At 65.1% G+C, this 20,464-nt stretch carries 15 protein-coding genes; 7 read left to right on the top strand and 8 right to left on the bottom strand.

Annotated features, from left to right (window positions below; all coding sequences use genetic code 11):
* Nucleotides 1-68: 68 nt before the first annotated feature.
* From N0P34_RS16390 to N0P34_RS16400, 3 genes are all read left to right on the top strand, one after another.
* Entirely contained in the window at nt 69-1,439 is a 1,371-nt protein-coding gene (locus N0P34_RS16390) for a glutamate--cysteine ligase (protein WP_275604293.1), read from the top strand.
* 803 nt (nt 1,440-2,242) lie between these two features.
* Nucleotides 2,243-3,517 carry a phosphoribosylamine--glycine ligase gene (gene purD / locus N0P34_RS16395; protein WP_275604294.1) on the top strand — a complete coding sequence of 425 codons (1,275 nt, stop codon included), beginning with the start codon at nt 2,243-2,245 and terminating at the stop codon, nt 3,515-3,517.
* Nucleotides 3,518-3,659: 142 nt separating this feature from the next.
* Nucleotides 3,660-4,538, top strand: a complete 879-nt coding sequence (locus N0P34_RS16400) for a patatin-like phospholipase family protein (protein WP_275604295.1) — start codon at nt 3,660-3,662, stop codon at nt 4,536-4,538.
* Nucleotides 4,539-4,740: 202 nt separating this feature from the next.
* On the opposite strand, the gene N0P34_RS16405 is transcribed toward N0P34_RS16400, so the two are convergent.
* Entirely contained in the window at nt 4,741-5,193 is a 453-nt protein-coding gene (locus tag N0P34_RS16405) for a nucleoside deaminase (RefSeq protein ID WP_275604296.1), read from the bottom strand.
* Between the two features lie 251 nt (nt 5,194-5,444).
* On the opposite strand from N0P34_RS16405, the gene mutL reads away from it, so the two are divergent.
* Both mutL and N0P34_RS16415 read left to right on the top strand, forming a co-directional pair.
* Nucleotides 5,445-7,271, top strand: a complete 1,827-nt coding sequence (gene mutL, locus N0P34_RS16410; protein ID WP_275604297.1) for a DNA mismatch repair endonuclease MutL — start codon at nt 5,445-5,447, stop codon at nt 7,269-7,271.
* 267 nt (nt 7,272-7,538) lie between these two features.
* A complete protein-coding gene (locus N0P34_RS16415; protein WP_275604298.1) occupies nt 7,539-9,077 on the top strand; it encodes a VOC family protein in 1,539 nt (512 codons plus the stop codon).
* Between the two features lie 166 nt (nt 9,078-9,243).
* On the opposite strand, the gene N0P34_RS16420 is transcribed toward N0P34_RS16415, so the two are convergent.
* Nucleotides 9,244-10,317 (bottom strand): citrate synthase/methylcitrate synthase, encoded by a 1,074-nt coding sequence (locus N0P34_RS16420; RefSeq protein WP_275604299.1) that lies wholly within the window; start codon nt 10,315-10,317, stop codon nt 9,244-9,246.
* An 85-nt stretch (nt 10,318-10,402) separates the two neighbouring features.
* Here N0P34_RS16420 and N0P34_RS16425 point away from each other — a divergent pair, with 85 nt between their 5' ends.
* Nucleotides 10,403-11,587, top strand: coding sequence for a citrate synthase (locus N0P34_RS16425; RefSeq protein WP_275604300.1), 1,185 nt, complete (start codon nt 10,403-10,405; stop codon nt 11,585-11,587).
* Between the two features lie 130 nt (nt 11,588-11,717).
* Here the strand turns inward: N0P34_RS16425 and edd are convergent, their stop codons facing one another.
* From edd to N0P34_RS16445, 4 genes are all read right to left on the bottom strand, one after another.
* Nucleotides 11,718-13,532, bottom strand: a complete 1,815-nt coding sequence (edd, locus tag N0P34_RS16430) for a phosphogluconate dehydratase (protein WP_275604301.1) — start codon at nt 13,530-13,532, stop codon at nt 11,718-11,720.
* 122 nt (nt 13,533-13,654) lie between these two features.
* A complete protein-coding gene (gene pgl, locus N0P34_RS16435) occupies nt 13,655-14,350 on the bottom strand; it encodes a 6-phosphogluconolactonase (protein WP_275604302.1) in 696 nt (231 codons plus the stop codon).
* Nucleotides 14,351-14,530: 180 nt separating this feature from the next.
* Nucleotides 14,531-16,015, bottom strand: a complete 1,485-nt coding sequence (gene zwf, locus N0P34_RS16440) for a glucose-6-phosphate dehydrogenase (protein WP_275604303.1) — start codon at nt 16,013-16,015, stop codon at nt 14,531-14,533.
* 24 nt (nt 16,016-16,039) lie between these two features.
* The gene (locus N0P34_RS16445; RefSeq protein WP_275604304.1) at nt 16,040-16,978 is read right to left on the bottom strand and encodes a BadF/BadG/BcrA/BcrD ATPase family protein; all 939 of its coding nucleotides are present in this window, start codon (nt 16,976-16,978) and stop codon (nt 16,040-16,042) included.
* 286 nt (nt 16,979-17,264) lie between these two features.
* Here N0P34_RS16445 and cobU point away from each other — a divergent pair, with 286 nt between their 5' ends.
* Nucleotides 17,265-17,792 carry a bifunctional adenosylcobinamide kinase/adenosylcobinamide-phosphate guanylyltransferase gene (gene cobU / locus N0P34_RS16450; RefSeq protein ID WP_275604305.1) on the top strand — a complete coding sequence of 176 codons (528 nt, stop codon included), beginning with the start codon at nt 17,265-17,267 and terminating at the stop codon, nt 17,790-17,792.
* Between the two features lie 238 nt (nt 17,793-18,030).
* Here cobU and cbiB read toward each other — a convergent pair whose 3' ends face one another.
* Nucleotides 18,031-18,993: an adenosylcobinamide-phosphate synthase CbiB gene (cbiB, locus tag N0P34_RS16455; RefSeq protein WP_275604306.1), complete on the bottom strand. Its 963-nt coding sequence runs from the start codon at nt 18,991-18,993 to the stop codon at nt 18,031-18,033.
* Nucleotides 18,993-20,459 carry a cobyric acid synthase gene (locus N0P34_RS16460; RefSeq protein WP_275604307.1) on the bottom strand — a complete coding sequence of 489 codons (1,467 nt, stop codon included), beginning with the start codon at nt 20,457-20,459 and terminating at the stop codon, nt 18,993-18,995. Before N0P34_RS16460 ends, cbiB begins: the two co-directional genes overlap by 1 nt.
* Between the last annotated feature and the right edge of the window lie 5 nt (nt 20,460-20,464).

Raw genomic sequence — 20,464 nt, forward strand, 5'->3', positions numbered from 1 at the left:
ATTGCTTTCCGTCTTGCCCTCGCTATGTTGCCGCACCAATCTAGCCCTCAGCACATAAAGAGGACCTTATGGCCGGCCCCGACATTGCATCGCCACTCATCGAATCGCGGGCCGACCTCATCGAGGCGATGGAGCGTGGCTGCAAGCCTGCCGCGGAATGGCGGGTTGGCACGGAGCACGAAAAGCACGTGTTCCACACCAATCCCCTGCGCCCGGTGACCTATGAGGGCCCCAACGGGGTCAAGGCGCTGCTCGATGGCATCGAGGTCGACACTGGCTGGCACCCCTTCTACGACGGCGAAAACCCGATCGGCCTGCGCAATGACGCGGTGGCGGGCGGCATCTCGCTCGAGCCCGGCGGGCAGTTCGAGCTGTCCGGCTCGCCCATGGAAAATTTGCACGAAACGGCCGCCGAAATGGCCGAGCATATGCGCGTGGCCAAGAAAGTAGCGGCACCGCTCGATATCCATTTCCTCGGGCTGGGCGTCACCCCGCTCTGGGCCGTCAGCGACATCCCGGCCATGCCGAAATCGCGCTATGGCATCATGTCGCCCTATATGGACAAGGTCGGCACGCTGGGCACGTCGATGATGTTCCGCTCGGCCACGGTGCAGGCGAACCTCGATTTTTCCAGCGAAGCCGACATGGTCAAGAAGCTGCGCGTCTCGCTGGCGCTGCAGCCGGTGGCGACGGCGCTGTTTGCCAATTCGCCTTTCGTCGACGGACGCGACAGCGGTTATCTCAGCTTCCGCAGCCATATCTGGCTCAATACCGATGACGACCGCACCGGCATGCTGCCCTTCGCCTTCGATGAGGGTTTCGGGTTCGAGCAATATGCCGACCATGCACTCGACGTGCCGATGTATTTCGTCATCCGCGACGGGCAATATGTGAACGTGGCGGGCGAGAGTTTTCGCGCGTTTCTGCGCGGCGAGCTGCCACAGCTGCCGGGCGAAAAGCCGACGATAAAGGATTGGGAAGACCACCTCTCGACACTGTTCCCGGAAGTGCGGCTGAAGCAGTTCCTCGAAATGCGCGGCGCCGATATGGGCGACGAAAAGCATGTGGTGGCGCTGTCGGCCTTCTGGGTTGGGCTGCTCTACGACCAGATTTCGCTCGATGCGGCCTGGGATCTGGTGAGCAACTGGACCGATGAGGATCGCGCCTATCTCCGCCGCGAAGTGCCGCGGCTGGGGCTGACGACGCCGTTCGACCGGTCGAGCCTGTTCGATGTGGCGGCGCAGGCGGTGGGCATTGCCGAGGCTGGCCTCGTGCGCCGGGCGCGGCTCGATGCGCAGGGGCGCGACGAAACGATCCATCTGGCGGCACTGGAAGAAACGATCCGTTCGGGCAAATCGCCGGCGGAACGGTGGCTGGAAAAGTTCCGCGGCGAGTGGAATGGGGATCTCAGCCGGATTTTTGTTGAAGCCGAGATGTAGTTTTTTCGAGGGGGGCACCTTCTGGCCTCCTCCTCATGCTCGGTGTCATTTCCCGCGCAAGCGGGAGCCTTTGTTTTCCTGCACAGCGATTTCTTACTGAGGTCCCCGCTTTTGCGGGGATGACGCGGTGGAGGCGAGAGCTATCGCGGCTCACATCCCCCCACCCCAACCCTCCCCGCGAGGGGGAGGGAGTTCGGCCGGTGGGTGGGGAGGTGCGCGGATGATCCCTCTCCTGGTCGGTGTCATTTCCGCGCACGCGGGAAGCTTTGTTTCCTTGCACTCAGATTTTCAACTGGGGTCGCCGCTTTTGCGGGGATGACGCGGTGAAGGCGAGAGCTGTCGTGGCTCTCATCCCCCCACCCCAACCCTCCCCGCGAGGGGGAGGGAGTTCGGCCGGTGGGTGGGGAGGTGCGCGGATGATCCCTCTCCTGGTCGGTGTCATTTCCGCGCACGCGGGAAGCTTTGTTTTCTTGCTCAGCGATTTTTGACTGAGGTCCCCGCGATCGCGTGGATGACGCGGTGGGGGCGAGAGCTATCGTGGCTCTCATCCCCCCACCCCAACCCTCCCCGCGAGGGGGAGGGAGTTTGGCCGGTGGGTGGGGGAGCCCGTCCTCAGGCAACTGCCTGCCTTCTTGATCTCAACGCCCCTCACTCCAGGCAGCCATTCGAGCGCAGTTCTCATAGCCTTCTCGCTCAAATCGCGCTTCTGGAGCGATTTGCCGCCGGACGCTGCGAAGCATCTTCTGCTTGCCTCCCTTGCCGGTCTCGTGCATCACGCCACCACGTTCAGCACGGAGGCAGAAATGCGGGTTTTGGTGATTGGGTCGGGTGGACGCGAGCATGCGCTGGCCTGGAAGATCGCGCAGTCGCCACTGCTGACCAAACTCTTTGTGGCGCCCGGCAATGGCGGCACAGAAGCCGTGGCAGAGAATGTCCCGCTCGATATCAATGACCATGCGGCGGTGATTGAATTTGCCAAGGCGCAGAACGTCGATTTCGTGGTGGTTGGCCCCGATGCGCAGGTGGTGGCCGGGTTGGGCGATGATGTGCGCGCGGCTGGCATTGACTGCTTCTGCCCGTCCAAGGCGGCGGGGCAGCTGGAAGGCTCAAAAAGCTTTACCAAGGCGCTGTGCGACGAATTTGATATCCCCACCGCTGGGTATGCCCGCTTTGAGGACGAGGCCTCGGCGCTGGCCTATATCTATACCCAGGGCGCGCCGATCGTGATCAAGGCCGATGGCCTCGCCGCCGGCAAGGGCGTCACCGTGGCGATGAGCGTCGAGGAGGCCGAAGAGGCTGTCATCGACTGCTTCTCCGGCGCCTTCGGGGAAGCCGGAGCCTCCGTCGTCATCGAGGAATTCATGGAGGGCGAGGAAGTCAGCCTTTTCGTGCTGTGTGATGGCGAAAATCTGTTGCCGCTGACCACGGCGCAGGACCACAAGCGCGCCTTTGACGGCGACACCGGGCCGAATACCGGGGGTATGGGCGCATATTCGCCTGCGCCGGTGATGCGCCGGGAAGAGTACGAATTCGCGATGGACAAGATCGTGGCGCCAACGGCGCGCGGCCTCGCCCAGCGCGGGACGCCCTATCAGGGTGTGTTCTATGCCGGGCTGATGCTGACCGAGGGGGGCCCGAAGCTCGTCGAGTACAATGCCCGCTTCGGCGATCCGGAATGCCAGGTGATGATGATGCGCATGGAAAGCGATGTGCTGCCGCTGCTGCATGCCACCGCAACCGGCACTCTCAAGGGGCATGATGTGGTCTGGAAGGACCAGTTCGCATTGACCGTGATCATGGCCACCCAAGGCTACCCCGGCAGCTATGGCAGGGGCAGCGAAATTCGGGGCGTCGAAGGGCTCGATAGCGAGGAGCTGACCGTGTTCCACGCAGGAACGAAGCGCGATGGGCAACGTTTATTGGCCAATGGGGGGCGCGTGCTCAATGTGACGGCGCTCGGTCCCAGCGTGAAAGAGGCCCAGCATCGTGCTTATCGAGGCGTTGACGCGATTGACTGGCCGGAAGGCTTCGCTCGCGGAGATATCGGCTGGCGAGAGATTTCCCGCGAACGGGGCTGAACCCTTTCTCAATGCTCTGCGCCTAGGCTCGTTGCGGACCGTCTTTGACGGAACGCCGCCGCAACGCCCCCTGACCCCGCTGCAATTGCGGGGCCTGGCTCTCGCGGAGCGGCTGCGCTCCAAGGGAGTGGAGCGGAGGAGCATGGGCAATAGCGCGGGTCCACGGATCGGCGTGGCTTTGGGGGGCGGCTCGGCGCGGGGGCTGACCCATATTCCCTATATCGAGGCAATGGACGAGCTGGGGCTGAAACCAGCCTCGATCTCGGGCACCTCCATCGGGGCGCTGATCGGGGCCGGCTGGGCCGCCGGGATGAGCGGCAAGGAATTGCGCGAGCATTCCTTTGAGGTGCTGGGCACGCTGAGGACCATCGCATCAAAGCTCTGGGCAACCCAGATTCGCGGGCTCGGAGGGCTGCTCAAGAACGGCATTTCGATGCAGCTCGACGCGATGAGCGTGGTGGATGCGTTCACGCCGCCGAATTTTCCCAACGAATTCAAGCAACTCAAGGTGCCGCTCTATGTGGTGGCGACCGATTTCCAGTCCTGGCACCAGGTGGTGTTCAATTCCGGGCTGTTGCGGCCGGCCATCGCGGGATCGCTGGCCATTCCGAGCTTTTTCAAGCCAGTGGTCTATAATAACCACCTGCTTGTCGATGGCGGGGTGGTCAATCCGCTCCCCCTCGACCAGGCCGATATCGACACCGATTTCCTGATCGCCATCGACGTGGCGGGGGACCCATCGGCGGGGCTGACCAAGACCGACCACAAGGCGCTCGATATCTGGTTCGGCTCGGCCCAGATCATGATGCACTCGCTGACCGCGCATATGATCGCCGCCTATCCGCCCGATATCTATATAAGGCCGCGCGTGGCCGCATTCGGGGCAATGGAATTCTGGCGGGTGCGCGAAATCATCACCCATGCCGAGGCGGAAAAAGACCGCTTCAAGCGCATGCTGGAGCACAAGGTGGAAGCCTATATCCAGGGCAAGGTGCCGGTGGTGGGCAGCAAGGGCGAGTGAGGGATACCCCCTCCTGGCCTCCCCCTGATAGGGGGAGGGATTTATCGAGTTTAGGGCGATGCTGGTGAGCTACCGGCACGCCCCTCCCCCTCTCAGGGGGAAGCCTGAGAACCGTGATGTTGGCGGCATCTTCCCCCTTCCCAGCCCTCCCCTCAAGGGGGAGGGTGCCGATGGGGGGTGTGGGGAGACCAGCGACGACAAGCTAGTCGCGCAGTTTCCGGAAAAAATCGGTGAGCATGGCTTCGGCGCGGGCGGCGGAGAGGCCGGAGATGATTTCGGGGCGGTGGTGGCAGGTGGGTTGGTCGAAGAGGCGGATGCCGTTTTCCACCGCGCCGGCCTTGGTGTCCTCGGCGGCGAAATAGACGCGCCGAAGCCGGGTGTGGGCGATGGCGCCGGCGCACATGGCGCAGGGCTCGAGCGTCACATAGAGATCGCAGCCATCGAGCCGGCCGGTGCCGCGGATGGCGAGCGCCGTGCGCATGGCGAGGAATTCGGCATGGGCGGTGGGATCGCGCAGGGCCTGCATGCGATTGCGCTCGGCGGCGAGGATGGTCGTGCCCTCGACGATGACGGCGCCGACCGGGGCCTCGCCATGGGCAGCGGCTTCCTCGGCGAGGGCTAGGGCGATTTCCATGGGTGGGCGGGGGTCGATCATGGGCTTGGGTTTAGCGTGGCAGGGGATTGGGGGGAAGTGGGGACCATAATTGCCCTTCGTGTCATCCCCGCGAAAGCGGGGACCTCTGTTGCGGACGGCTCACCATGAACAGAGGTTCCCGCTTGCGCGGGAATGACCCGGTGGTTTGGCAATGGGCAGCCTGCCTCGGAGCGAGGCGGTGGGGGTAACCCGCCTCGGGTCGCATTGGTCTCGGCCCTCCCCTATAATGGGAGCCTTACGGAGAATCGCCCTTGCCTATTCGCCAGCTGCCCGAAGACCTGATCAATCGCATTGCCGCCGGTGAGGTGGTGGAGCGGCCGGCGAGCGTGGTCAAGGAGCTGGTGGAAAACTCCATCGATGCGGGCGCCAAGCGCATCGTGGTGACGACCGCCGGGGGCGGGATCGAGCTCATTCGCATTACCGATGACGGCCATGGCATGGATCGTAACGATCTGATGCTGTCCGTGGAGCGGCACGCGACCTCCAAGCTCAGTGTCGACGATCTCGACGATATCCGCACGCTGGGGTTTCGCGGCGAGGCGCTGGCTTCGATCGGCTCGGTGTCGCGGCTGAGCGTTGCCTCGCGACCGGCGGCGGCGGAAAGCGGACTCGTGATCCGCGTCGACAATGGCAAGCGTAGCGGACCGGTGCCGCAGGCGATGAACCGGGGCACGGTGATCGAGGTCAAGGATATCTTCGGGCAAGTGCCGGCGCGGCGGAAGTTCCTCAAGAGCGCGCGGGCCGAAACGGGCGCAATCACCGATGTGGTCAAGCGCCTCGCCATGGCCAATCCGGAAATCCACTTCATCCTCGAAGGCACTGACCGCAGCATTTCCAACTGGCCGGCTGTGACCGGACATGGCGCGCTGGAGGCGCGGCTGGCGCAGGTGATGGGCGGCGATTTCATCGAAAACGCCGTGCCGCTGGCAATGGCGCGGCATGGCGTGGTGGTGGCCGGCATGGCGGGATTGCCGACCTATACGCGGGCCAATTCGCTTTCGCAGTTCTATTTCGTCAATGGCCGCTCGGTGCGCGACAAGGTGCTGGTGGGCGCGGTGCGGGCGGCGTTTGCCGATTATGTGTTTCGCGACCGTTTTCCGGTGGTGGCGATCTATGTGGCCATCGACCCGGGGCAGGTGGACGTCAATGTGCATCCGGCCAAGGCCGAACTGCGGTTCCAGGACCAGGGCGCGGTGCGCAGCGCCGTGATCCAGGCCATCGGTTCGGCGCTGATCGCGGCGGGGTACAAAGCGTCGAAGAGCGTAGCGGAGGATATCCTGCAGGCGTTTTCCGTGCCAGATGCGGCCCGGCCGGTGCAGGAGATCCCGGCGCTGGCGCGTCCGCCATCGCAAGAGCGTTTTTCCGGCGGCTATTCAAGCTATGGAGCCGGAGCCCGCGCGCCGCTCAATTATGACAGGGAGCCGGGGCGGCTTTCGGGGTTTACCGAACCCAGCGCCCGGGTGGAGGCCTTTTCGCCCGAGCCCGTCAGTGTGGACTATCCGCTGGGCACGGCGCGGGCGCAGATGTTCGACAATTACATCATTGCCCAGAACGAGAGCGGCCTCTTGCTGGTGGACCAGCATGCCGCCCATGAACGGCTGGTCTATGAGCGGTTCAAGGCGCAGCTGGCTTCGGGGCCGGTGGCAAGCCAGGCGCATCTTATTCCCGTGATCGTGGAATTGCCGGAGGAAGACTGCACGCGACTTGAGGAGTGCGCGCCGGAGCTCGAAAAATTCGGGCTTTATCTCGACCGATTCGGACCGCGGGCGATTGCCGTGCGGGAGACGCCGGCGCTGCTGGGCAATAGCGATGTGGCGGGGCTGGTGCGCGACCTCGCCGATGGGCTGGCGGAATGGGACAGCACCGCGGCGCTGACCGACCGGATGGAAGCGATCATCGCGCGCATGGCCTGCCATGGTTCGGTGCGCTCGGGGCGGCGGCTGCGGGTGGACGAGATGAATGCACTTTTGCGGGACATGGAAGCGACGCCGCATTCGGGCCAGTGCATCCATGGGCGGCCGACTTATGTGGAGCTGAAAAAGGGCGATATCGAGCGGCTGTTCGGGCGGAGCCGGTAGGGTTCGCAATATGCGGATAGGGTTGCACCTCTCACCCTAGCCCTCTCCCCGGAGGGGCGAGGGGACAAGATCGGCGGGTGGGAGAGTGTGGTGCAAGAGCATGAAGGCCCCCTCCTAGCCTCCCCCTGGTAGGGGGAGGGACAAGTTCGGTGGGTGGGGACAGGTCGAGAGAATTCACCCCTCACCCTAACCCTCTCCCCGGAGGGGCGAGGGGATCAGATCGAGTGCGTTGGCGCCGCCACACAAGACCAAAGGCAAAGCAAGACCATGACTTCGGGCATTCACCACGTCACGCTGATCGCCGGGGATGTGCAGGCCAATGTGGATTTTTATGTCGGGCTCCTGGGGCTGCGGCTGGTGAAGAGAACCGGCGGCTATGAGGACGCGACGCAGCTGCATCTGTTTTACGGGGATTATGCGGCAATGCCGGGGTCGCTGATTACCTTCCTCATGTGGCAGGGCGGGTCGCGCGGACAGGCGGGGGCGGGACAGGTGAGCGAGCTGGCGCTGGCGATTTCGCCGGGTTCGATCGGGTTCTGGCTGGAGCGGGCGCTGACCCACGGCGTCAAGGTGGAGGGCACCGGCCAGGAGTTCGGCGAGACCGTGCTGCGGCTGCGCGACCCCGATGGGGTGGTGGTGAAGCTCGTGAGTGCCGCCCTGCCCGCGCTCGAGATGCCGGATGGCGATATTCCGGCCGAACACCGGATCCGCCGCATTCGCGGGGTGACGATGCTGTCCGAAGTGCAGGAGGAAAGCGTCGATTTCCTCTCCCGCTATTTCGGCTTTCGCGCGGAAGCCAAGGAAGGGCCGATCCAGCGGATGGTGTCGGACATTGGTGATGTGATCGATGTGCGGGACGCGGCCGGGTTCTGGCCCGGGGCGCCGGGGACGGGCACGGCGGACCATGTGGCGGTGCGGGCGCGGGATGCCGAGGAGGTCCAGAGGGTGGAGGCGGAGTTGCGGAAACGCAATTCGAGCATGACCAATCTGCATGATCGGAATTATTTCACCTCCCTTTATGTACGCGAGCCGGGCGGGACGCTGATCGAGATGGCCAGCGACGGGCCGGGTTTCACGCTCGACGAGACGCTGGAAAAGCTCGGGCGCACGCTGTTCGTGCCGCCGGACACGCCGGACCCGGAGGCGGTGAAGGTGATGTTGCCGCAATTCGGACTGCCGGGCGAAGAGCGGGTGGTCTATCGCGACCTCATCTACAAGCACCGGTTTTTCACGCCCGCGGAGCCGGATGGGACGACCATCGTGCTGTTGCATGGGACGGGCGGCAATGAGACCGATCTGATGCCGCTGGCGCACAGGGCAGCGCCGCGCGCGACGCTGCTGGGGATGCGCGGGCGGAGCACGGAAAGCGGGGTGCAGCGCTGGTTCCGCAGCTTTGGGCCGGCGATTTTCGACCAGAAGGATGTGCGGTTTGAATCGGGAGCGCTGGAGGCGTTTTTCGAGGAAGCGCGGGGAGCTTATCGGCTCGATCCGGAGCGGGTGATCGCGCTGGGCTATTCCAATGGAGCGAATTTGCTCGGCGCGGCGATGTTGCTGCATCCGGGAATGGTGAAGCGAGCGGTGCTGATCCGGCCGGTGATGGTGCTGGATGGGGTGACGGACGCGGATTTGTCGGGGGTGTCGGTGCTGGTGGTGCTGGGCGAGAAGGACGCCTATCGGGGCGAAGGGGAGAAATTGGCGGCGGCGCTGGAGGCGGCGGGGGCGGATGTGCGCGTGGCGGTGGTGGCCGGCGGTCATGGGCTGGAGGCGGCTGATGCTGGCGTGATTGGGGGGTGGCTGGGGTCTTAGGGCCCTGAACCTCTATTCTGTGAGGGTTGCTCCACCCCACCCTCATTCCCTCCCCATCCAGGGGAGGGATGCGCAAGCACAATCGTCCCGGCTCCATCGTCTCCCTCCCCCTTGTGGGGAGGGATCAAGGGTGGGGGTAGTGGCTCTTACCGAACCCCGAAAAAAATCACGCCGCTTTGGGGCCGACATAGAGGGATTGCGGGCGGATGAGGCGGCCATTGGTGATCTGCTCATGGGAATGAGCGAGCCAGCCGGCGACGCGGCCGGTGGCGAAAACGCCGGTGAAGGCATCGCGCGGGAAGCCGAGGGCTTCGAGCAGCAAGGCGGTGAAGAATTCCACATTGGTTTCGAGCGGGCGATCGGGCTTGGCCAAGCGCAGCAGCGCCAGGGCGTCGCGCTCGACCGTTTCGGCCAAGGCAAGGCGCGCGGCATTCATGCCGCCGGCGGCGCCGAGGCGCGCGAGGGCGGATTTGAGAGCATCGGCGCGCGGATCGCGGACGCGATAGATGCGGTGGCCAAAGCCCATGAGACGCTCGCCGCGAGCGAGGGCAGCTGAGAGCCATGCCTCGGCATGGTCGGGGCTGCCGATGGCATCGAGCATGTCGAGCACCGGGCCGGGGGCGCCGCCATGGAGCGGGCCCTTGAGGGCGCCAAGCGCGGCGAGAACGGCGGATGTGTAGCCGGCGCGCGTGGAGGCGACAACGCGGGCCGCAAAGGTCGAGGCATTGAGGCCGTGATCGGAGACGGTGACAAGATAGGTGTCGAGGGCCGCGATTTGGGCGGGGCTCGGCGTCTCTCCGCTGAGCATGAAGAGCATGTCTTCGGCGTGACCCTTTGCGGGATCGGGAGCGATAGCCTCCCTGCCAGCCTGGCGGCGGATGATGGCCGGCACGAAGACGGCGGGGGCGGCGGCGAGGAGGATCGCAATGTCGACTTCCTCGCCATCGGGCAGGCGAGCCATGAGGGCGCGGAGCGCCTCGGTGATGGAGAGGCGCAGGAGATCGGGATCGAGATGCGCGATTTCGGCGAAGGCGCGGGAGCGGGCTAGGCCAAGGCGCGATTTGAGCTCGCCAGCCGGCAGCGGCGCGAGATCGGCCAGAAGCAGGCTCAGAAGGGCTTCGAAACTGGTGCGGCCGGCCAAATCGTCGAGGGTGTGCCCGCGGATGACGAGGCGGCCGCGCGCGCCATCGACTTCGGACAGACTGGTTTCAGCGGCAATGAAATCATCGAGGCCGGACATGTTGCGTCTCCATTGGTCTTGACGCTAGATTGGCATTATCAAGATTGACGTCAATCTTGATGTAATTGATCAATGTGAGGCTGGGATGGGATGGCTATCCGCAGAGGCAGCGCTGGCGCTGCTAGGGACCAAGCCGCAGACGCTCTATGCCAATGTCAGCCGCGGGCGGATCGCGGCGCGGCCTGATCCCGAGGATTCACGGCGCAGTCTTTACAAGCAGGACGATGTCGAGCGGCTGGCCGGGCGGCAGCGCGGGCGGCGGCCGGCGCAGGCTGTGGCAGCGGAAACCATTGCATGGGGCGAGCCGGTGCTGGAAACGGCGATATCGACCGTGGCCGGGGGGCGGCTTTTCTATCGTGGGCAGGATGCGGCCGCGCTGGCGGAGCATGCCGGGCTGGAAGCGGTGGCAGCGCTGCTTTGGGCTTCGGGTTCTGGTGGAGGCTTCGGGGCTTCCTCACCCCCTCCCGGCCTCCCCCTGGAAGGGGGAGGAGTTGGGCCGGTGCGCTTTGGTGGGCATGAGGGGCTATCCCAAGTCTATGTCGATATGGCCATGCTCGCGGCCACGGACATGCCGACGGCGGGACGGACGCGCGCGGTCTTGCTCAGGGACGCCGAGCGCGTCGTCGGCACAGTGGCCAACGCCCTGGCGGGGCCGGGTGAGCAGGCGTTGCATGAACGATTGGCGCAGCGATGGGCGCGGCCCGAGGCGGCCGATGTGATCCGCAGGGCGCTGGTGCTGCTGGCCGAGCACGAACTCAATGCCTCGACCTTTGCCGCACGGGTGACGGCCTCGACGGGCGCGCCGCTCTCGGCGGCCGTGCTGGCGGGGCTGGCGGCGCTGTCCGGGCCGCTCCATGGCAATGCCAGCCAGAGCATGGCCGGGCTTCTCGAACAGGCAGGGCGGCTGGGGGTGGAGGCGGCGCTCGCCGCCCATCTGCGGCAAGGACAGGCCCTGCCCTGCTTCGGGCACCGGCTCTATCCGGACGGCGACATCAGGGCCAGGACGCTGATGGCAGCGTTTGAGGTGCCGGCGGTGTTTGCGCAGCTGGCGGAGGCGGGCGAAGGGCTGAGCGGGGAAAGACCCAATGTCGATTTCGCGCTGATGGCGATGAGCGCGGCGTTCGATCTGCCCAGGGATGCGCCGCTGCAGATTTTTGCGCTGGGGCGGAGCGTTGGGTGGATCGCCCATGCGCTGGAGCAAGTCGAGACCGGGACGCTGATCCGGCCACGGGCGCGGTATGTGGGGAACCCCCACCCGGCCTCCCCCTGATAGGGGGAGGAGAAGATTGGGGCTCTCGCCCCTGATAGGGGGAGGAGAAGACTGGGGCTCTCGCCGGGCGGGGCCTCACACAAGATTTCCTCCCCCTTCCAGGGGGAGGTCAGGTGGGGGGCGGGGCGGCTCAGCTGAAAACGCTGGCACCGCGGTCGGCGGGGCCGACGAGGTTGCGGAAGCCGGCGAAGAGTTCGCGGCCCATGCCGAACTGGGAGGGGCGGAGATCTTCGGTGGCGGGGGTGCGGGAGAAGAATTCCTTCTCGTCGCCGAGGAACATCAGTATCCCCTCATTGGCGTCGAGCCGGATCATGTCGCCATCGCGGATCTTGCTGATCGGGCCGCCATCCTTGGCTTCCGGGGTCATGTGAATGGCCGCCGGGACCTTGCCCGAGGCGCCGGACATGCGGCCATCAGTGAGAAGGGCGACCTTGAAGCCGCGATCCTGCAGATTGGCGAGCGACGGCGTCAGCTTGTGCAGCTCGGGCATGCCCATGGCCTGTGGGCCGGAGAAGCGCACGACGGCGATGACGTCGCCATTGATCTCGCCGGACTTGAAGGCGGCCTGGAGGCCATCCTGGCTATGGAAGACGCGGGCGGGCGCCTCGACGACGCGGTGCTCGGGCTTGACTGCCGAGACCTTGATGACGGAGCGACCGAGATTGCCCTTGAGCAGTTTCAGGCCACCCGTGGGCTGAAACGGGGTCTTGGCGCTGGCGAGAACCTTTGGCAGTGCGCTTTCGGCCGGGGATGGCTCGAAGGCGAGTTTTTCTTCGATCAGCTTGGCCTCGACCGCGTAATTGGAAAGGCCCGCACCCCAGACGGTTTTCACGTCTTCGTGCAGATAGCCTTCGTCCAGCAATTCGCGGATGAGGAAGCCCATGCCGCCGGCGGCGTGGAAATGGTTCACGTCGGCCACGCCATTGGGATAGACGCGGGCGAGCAGAGGCGTTGCGTCCGAAAGGTCGCTCATATCGTCCCAGGTGACCTGGAGACCGGCGGCAGCCGCCATGGCGATGAGGTGCATGGTGTGGTTGGTCGAGCCACCGGTGGCGTGGAGGCCCACGAGACCGTTGACGATGGCCTTTTCGTCGAGGATGTGGCCGATGGGCGTATAATCATTGCCCTGGGCGGTCAGCGAGAGCGCACGGCGCGTGGCCTCGCGGGTCAGCGCATCGCGCAGCGGGGTGCCGGGATTGACGAAGCTGGCGCCGGGAAGGTGCAGGCCCATGATTTCCATGAGCATCTGGTTGGAATTGGCGGTGCCGTAGAAGGTGCAGGTGCCGGCCGAATGATAGGACTTGCTCTCGGCCTCGAGCAGTTCGGCGCGGCCGACCTTGCCCTCCATATAGAGCTGGCGGATCTTTGACTTTTCGTCGTTGGGCAGGCCCGAGGGCATGGGGCCGGCGGGCACGAACACGGCAGGCAGATGGCCGAAGGCCAACGCGCCGATAACGAGGCCGGGGACGATCTTGTCGCAAATGCCGAGATAGACCGCGGCGTCGAACATGTTGTGGCTGAGCGCGATGGCCGTCGACATGGCGATGACGTCACGCGAGAACAGCGACAAATCCATGCCCGGCTGGCCCTGGGTGACGCCATCGCACATGGCGGGCACGCCACCGGCAACCTGGGCCGTCGCCCCGATCTCGCGGGCCGCTTCCTTGATGATTTCGGGGTAGAATTGATAGGGCTGATGAGCGCTCAGCATGTCGTTATAGGAGGTGACGATGCCCAGATTGAGCGTCTTGTCGCCGGCCAGCGCCGCCTTTTCGGAGGGGGTGCAGGCGGCAAAGCCGTGGGCGAGATTGCCGCAGGAGAGCGTCGAGCGATAAACACCGGCCTCGCGGGCGGCCTCGAGGCGGTCGAGATAGTCGCGGCGGGTGTCGCGGCTGCGCGCGGCAATGCGGTCGGTCACGTCCTTGATGGCCTGGCGGACGGTCATGATTGGTCTCCATAATTCGCAAGGTCGCGCCAAAGGGGGGCCGCTGGCACGGGCATTCCTTGCATTGACGACTGGCTTCCGTCAGCGGCCAGGGCGGTCGATTGGGGACCGCCCCAGGGGCATCATGGGCACCAGTAAACTGAGAGTGGCGCTCCGGAGCGCAGCACGGCACGGATCGGCAAATCTGCAACCGGCCCGTCGCCCAGCGCCGCTTCGAGAACCGCAGCCTTCTCCTCTCCCTCGATATGGAGATAGAGGCCCTCGGTTTGAAGCAGGCGCGGCAGGGTGAAGGTGACTCGCGGCTCGCCGGCGTCGGGCGCGCGGATGGAGAGGGTCGGCCCCTCCTCCGTCAACGCTGCGTCCAGGGTGTCGCCACCGGGGAAAAAGCTTGCCGTATGCCCGTCATTGCCCATGCCGAGAATAACGGCGGCAAAGGGCTTTGGCAGCTCGGCCATGAGCGCATTGGTCTTGGCAATGGCCTCATCGGTCGGGGCTTCGCCGCCCGAATAGAGGGGGAAGAACCGGGCCACGGCCGCGGGACCCTGCAGCATCTTCTCGTTGACGAGCAGCGCATTGGACCGCTTGCTGGTTTCATCGACCCAGCGCTCGTCGACGAGGGTGACGATGACCTTGTCCCACTCGATGTCCTTAGTCTTGCCCAGGGACGAGAAGAATTTCGCCGGGGTTGAGCCACCGCTGACGGCGATGGCGGCGACGCCCCGCTCGGCAATGGCGGTGCGGATGCGGTCGGCAACGGCCTCGGCCAGTTCCTTGGCGAGGGTGACCTTGTCGGCAAAGGTGCGGCGGTCGATGGTCATGGTCTTAACTTTCAGAGCGCGTGCGGTGGATGGGTCAGTACCCCCACCTAACCTCCCCCTGGGAGGGGGAGGAACAGATCGAGTGGGTCGAGATGTCTGTGAGCCACATGCCCGCCCCTCCCCCTCTCAGGGGGAGGCTGGGTGGGGGTGCCACCGCAATTGGGCCGTGTCCTCTTTCCATCACGAATTGGTACCCTCATACCACGTCCGGCCGTCGCGTTCGATGAGGGCGATGGCGCCGCTGGGGCCCCAGGTGCCGGCACTGTAGTTCTGGGGCGGTTCGCTGGCGCGATCCCAGGCTTCGCGGATCGGATCGACCCAGGACCAGGCGGCCTCGAGCTCGTCGCGGCGCATGAAAAGGGTCTGGGAGCCACGAATGACGTCCATAAGCAGGCGCTCATAGGCCTCGGGCGTGCGCTCGGAGAAGGTCTCGGCGAACGACAGATTGAGCGGCACTTCGCGCAGGCGCATGCCGCCGGGACCCGGGTCCTTGATCATCATCATCAGCTTGACGCCCTCATCGGGCTGGAGGCGGATAATGAGCTTGTTCGGCTTGGATGCGCCCTCGGCGTGATCGAAGATCGAGTGCGGGATGGGCTTGAACTGGATGCAGATTTCCGAGACGCGCTCGGCCATGCGCTTGCCGGTGCGCAGATAGAAGGGCACGCCGGCCCAGCGCCAATTGTCGATATTGGCCTTGAGCGCCACGAAGGTCTCGGTGCGGCTGCCCTTGTTGGCCTCGGGCAGCTCGTCCTGATAGGAGGCGACTTCGGCCGTTTCGGACTTCACGCCGCGATACTGGCCGCGCACGGTCATCTTGGCGACTTCGCCATTGGTGATCGGACGCAGGGCGCGCAGCACCTTGAGCTTTTCGTCGCGCAGGGCATTGGCGTCGTCGCTGGCGGGCGGCTCCATGGCCACAAGGCAGAGCAGCTGCAGCATGTGGTTCTGGATCATGTCGCGGAGCGCGCCGCTCTCGTCGTAATAGCCGCGCGTGCCGGCACCGACCGATTCCGCCACGGTGAGTTGGACGTGGTCGATATGGGCAGAATTCCACACCGGCTCGAACAGCGTATTGGCAAAGCGCAGGGCCAAGAGGTTCTGGACCGTTTCCTTACCGAGATAATGGTCGATGCGGTACACCTGATCTTCCTTGAAGATCTTGGCGACGCCGTCATTGATCTCCTGGGACGAAGCAAGATCATGGCCGAGCGGCTTTTCGATGACCACGCGGGCATCGCGCCGATAGAGCTTGTTGGAGTGAAGATATTCGGCGATGGGCTCGAACAGGTCCGGCGCCACGGCGAGATAGAAGGCGCGGATGATCTTGGGATCGTCGCGAAGGGCCTTGCTGAGATCGCCCGATTCCTCGGGCTTGCTGGCGTCGACCGGCACATAGGTGCAGATCCCGACGAAGCGCTCGATGACCGCGGCGTCCTGGTATTCCTTCTCCACGAAGGCCTCGATGGCCTCGCGGGCGGCCTTCTGGAAATCGGCTTCGGAGAGCTTGGAGCGCGAGGCGCCGATGATGCGGCTCTGCTCGTCGAACTGGCCATCCTTGAAGCGATGATAAAGGGCCGGAATGAGTTTGCGCTTTGTCAGATCGCCCGTGGCGCCGAACACCACATAGTCAAAAGGCTGGACGGGAATAATGCGGCTGGACAATGGAACAGTCCTTTTCAGGCGGGATCAGGCGGAAAAATTCTGCTTGGCGAGGATGATTGCACCATGCAGCGGTTCGAATTTTGGCAGGGCGACGAAATCGCCGTGGCGCTCCTGCAGGCGCGGGAAAAGGCGCTGGCCCAGCCCGCCGACAATGGCCATGATCTCGGCGCCATGGGATTTGAACCAGCGCACATAGGTGTCGATGTAGCCAAGCTGGATATCGAGCAGTTTCAGCGCCACCGGGTCGTTCTGTTCGAGATAGTCGAACCAGAGCGGCATGAGCTTGCCGAACTCGCCGGGGGCCCGGCCGATAAGGGCATCGTCGCACCCCTCCGAGCCATCGCGGCTGAGGAGTTTGAGATCCATTTCGGTGGCGAAGGACCAGGTCATGATGGCCTGGTTGTCGCCGCCCAGCGCTGCGCTGACGGCTTTGGTGAGGGGCGAGCCTTCGACCAGGCCATCATTGGCCTCGACGGCATAGCGAACGAGTGCGCGGCCCAGAATGGCGCCCGACATCTGGTCGCCAATGTGAAAGCCCCAGCCGCCGGCCTGATAGCGCTCGCCGCCGACAATGGACATGGCAGCCGAGCCGGTGCCGATGATGACGACGCCGCCCTCTGCGCCACCCAGGGCGCCGGCATGGGCAATGTCGATATCGTCATATACTCTAACGCCGGCAAAGGGCCAGGGGCGGGCGGCGAAATCGGCGCGGGCGGTGTCCATGCGTCCACCGGCCATGCCGAAGCAGGCATGGGTATTGGCGGTCTCGGCATAATCGAGGCCGGCAGCCGCAAAAACGTCGCGCGTGCCATCGAGAATCGCCTTGTAGGCGGGTTCGCCGCCATCGATCTGCAGATTGGAGCGACCGTTCTTGACCTCGGCCAGCGTCACCAGATTTTCGTCGGCCAGACGAATGCGGCAATTGGTGCCACCACCGTCAACGCCAAGATAATATCGGGTCACGCGTCGTTCTCCATGCGCTGGGGGAATGCCGAAAGCGGAGGCGATGGGCCAAACCCTGCCCGACGCCTTCTACCCTAAGCTGTCGTTTCGGCGCGGACCATAATGCGAAAGCTGCTAAGACGAAAGTAGCAGGAACCACAATTTCGACCAGTTCGGCGCGGGATTTTAAGGCGAGAGGCGGGCCGGGCCGCGCGCGCAGGAACATGTTGCGGCACGGGCGGGTTAGAGCTAGCTGGACTGGGACAGATCGGCGCCGATGGCCCTTGCCGTGCGGAAGGAGGGAAATATGCGACACACATTGGTTCTGGGTGGTGCACGGTCGGGCAAGACCGCTTTTGCAGAGCGACTGGTGCTGCGCTCGGGCGCAAAGCCGGTCTATCTCGCCACGGCGCAGGCGCTGGACAAGGAAATGCGGGACCGCGTCTCCAGCCACCAGGCCAGCCGGGCGGGACGTTTCGCCACGATCGAGGAGCCGATCGCCCTGCCGCGCGCCATCGTCAAGGCCGGGCAGAGCCATGACGCGATATTGGTCGACTGCCTGACCCTATGGCTGACCAATCTGCTGATCGCCAATGAGGATGTGGCCAGCGCCGTGAGCGAATTGTGCGCAACGCTGGTGGAATTTCGCAGCGCAAAGGTGGTGCTGGTGTCCAATGAGGTCGGATTGGGGATCGTGCCCGACAATGCCATGGCGCGGACATTCCGCGATCTGGCCGGCTCGGCGCACCAGCGGCTGGCCGAAATCTGCGACGACGTTTATTTCGTCGCCGCCGGGCTGCCGATGACGATGAAGGGTGAGGCGCCGGGGATTTAGGGTTATTTAGGGGTATACTTCCCTTCCCCCCTGAGGGGAGAAGGTGTCGCGCAGCGACGGATGAGGGGTTCAGATTTGCAATGGACCCGATAGGTCTGCACCCCTCACCCCAGCCCTCTCCCCTGAGGGGCGAGGGGGCGCAAGAGCCGAGAGGCCAGTGAAGAGCCGTCAGCGCAATAAAAGGCCCCCACCCGGCCTCCCCCTGGTGAGGGGGAGGAGGAGATCGGGGCTCTCGCCGTCAGGCGGCCCAGACCATGATGGCGATGCAGGCGCTGAGCCAGAAGAGGACGCTGAGGGTGGCGCCGTAGAGCGAGACGGCGCGGAGGATGTCGCGGGCGCCGAGCGCGGATTTGCCTGTGCCGAAAGCGGGGAGATCGACCAGTTCACCATCATAGGAGCGCGGGCCGCCGAGCTGGAAACCGAGCGCGCCGGCAAAGGCGGCTTCGGGCCAGCCGGCATTGGGGGATTCGTGCTTTTTCGCGTCGAGCCGGGCCGTGGCCCAGGCGGCACTGGGGCTGGCGCCGGGGACGAAGAAGCAGCCGGCAGTGACGAGCACGGCCGAGAGGCGCGCCGGGATCCAGTTGACGACATCATCGAGCTTGGCGGCGGCCCAGCCATAATCGCGGTAGCGGTCGTTGAGGTGGCCGATCATGCTGTCGGCGGTGTTGATGGCCTTGTAAGCGGCAATGCCGGGGAGGCCGAAAAGCACAAGGAAGAACCAGGGCGCGATGACGCCGTCCGAGGTGCTCTCGGCCAGGGTTTCCACCGCGGCGCGCGCGACGCCGGCTTCGTCGAGCGCCTGGGGATCGCGGCCGACGATCTGACTGACGGCTTCGCGGCCTTCTGAGAGAGAGACGCGCAGGGCATCGGAAACGGCGGCGACGGCGCGGCCGAGTTCCTTCTGGGCAAGGAAGGCCGTGGCGATGAGCATTTCGAGCACCCAGCCGAAGGGCAACCAGGAGAGCATGGTGCGGATGCCCACCGTCACGATCAGCACGGCAAGGAGTAGCAAGGCCAGCGCGACAATGCCGGCCAGCTTGCGCTGTTGCGGCGTGCGCTCGGGCGTGTTGAGGCGGGTTTCAAAGAAGGTAATGAGCGCGCCAAACCACATGACCGGGTGGCCGATGCGGGCAAGGAGCGAGGCGGGATAGCCGATGCGGCGCTCGATGAAGAGCGCGAGCGAGGCGATGAAGGGGTCCATCAGGGGAGCTCCACGGGGCCGGCGAGCCTGAGCAGGCCGTCTATGTCGAGGTGGGTTTCGAGGTGTGCGGCCAAGGCATCGAGCGCTTGTTCGATGCCGGCCTCGTAGGAAAGATCGGGGCTGGCGGCATTGCCGAGAAAGGCGCGGCGGAAGGGATCGGCGGCAAAAAGGCCGTGGAGATAGGTGCCCATCACGCGGCCATCGGCGGAGACGGCGCCTTCGGGGGCGGTGTCGACATTGGCGAAGGGGCGACCGCAGTCGGGGCCGGAGGTTACGCCCATATGCATGTGGTAGCCGGAAATGCTGGCGCCGGTGGCCGCGTGGACGGCATTTTCGGTGCGCAGCATTTTGGTGGGCGTGAGGATGGTGTCGACGGCGAGAAGACCGAGGCCCGGGCTGGTGCCGGGGGGCCCTTCTAGGCCATCTGGATCGGCAATGGTGTGGCCGAGCATCTGATAGCCGCCGCAAATGCCGAGGACAGAGCCCCCGGCGCGGTGGTGGGCGAGGATGTCGATGTCCCAGCCATTTTGACGGAGGGCATCGAGATCGGCGCGGGTGGATTTGGAGCCCGGCAGGAGGATGAGATCGGCTTTGCGCGGGATCGGATCGCCCGGTTGAACGAGCGTGACGGTGACGCCGGGCTCGGCGCGAAGCGGATCGAGATCGTCGAAATTGGCAATGCGCGGCAGGCGGGGCACGGCGATGTGGAAGGAACCGCCCTGCCCTGTGCGCGCGATATCATCGAGCGCGAGCGCGTCTTCGGCGGGGAGTTTTGCCGCATCAGCAAAATTCGGGACGGGGCCGAGGCTGGGCACGCCCATCTTGTCGGCGAGGAAGGCTTTGCCGCTGTCGAAGAGGGCCGGATCGCCGAAGAAGCGGTTGACGAGGCTGGCGCGGACGAGCGCGGCATCTTCCGGGTCGATGACGGCGAGCGTGCCGACAAGAGAGGCGATGACGCCACCGCGATGGATATCGCCGATCAGCACGACGGGAATATTGGCGGCGCGGGCAAAGCCGAAATTGGCAATGTCATTGGCGCGGAGATTGACCTCGGAGGCGCTGCCGGCGCCTTCGACGAGGATGTAATCGCTGTCGGCGGCAAGCTCGGTGAAAGCGGCGAGGACTTCTGGCAGAAGCTGGCCGCGGTCGGCCCAATATTGGCGGGCGGAGAGGCTGGCGCGACGTTTTCCGCGCACCACAACCTGCGAGCCGGTTTCGCCTTCGGGTTTTAGGAGCACCGGGTTCATGGCGGTGATGGGGTCGCGACGGGACGCGCGGGCCTGCAGCGCCTGGGCGCGACCGATCTCGCCACCATCGGCGGTGACGGCGGCATTGTTGCTCATGTTCTGCGGCTTGAACGGGGCAACGCGCAGACCGCGATTGGCCAGGGCGCGGCAAAGCCCCGCCACGATCAGCGATTTGCCGACGTCGGAGCCGGTTCCCATGAACATGAGTGCGCGTGTCATAGGCG

The sequence above is a fragment of the Devosia sp. FJ2-5-3 genome, assembly GCF_029201545.1.
GTDB lineage: Bacteria > Pseudomonadota > Alphaproteobacteria > Rhizobiales > Devosiaceae > Devosia.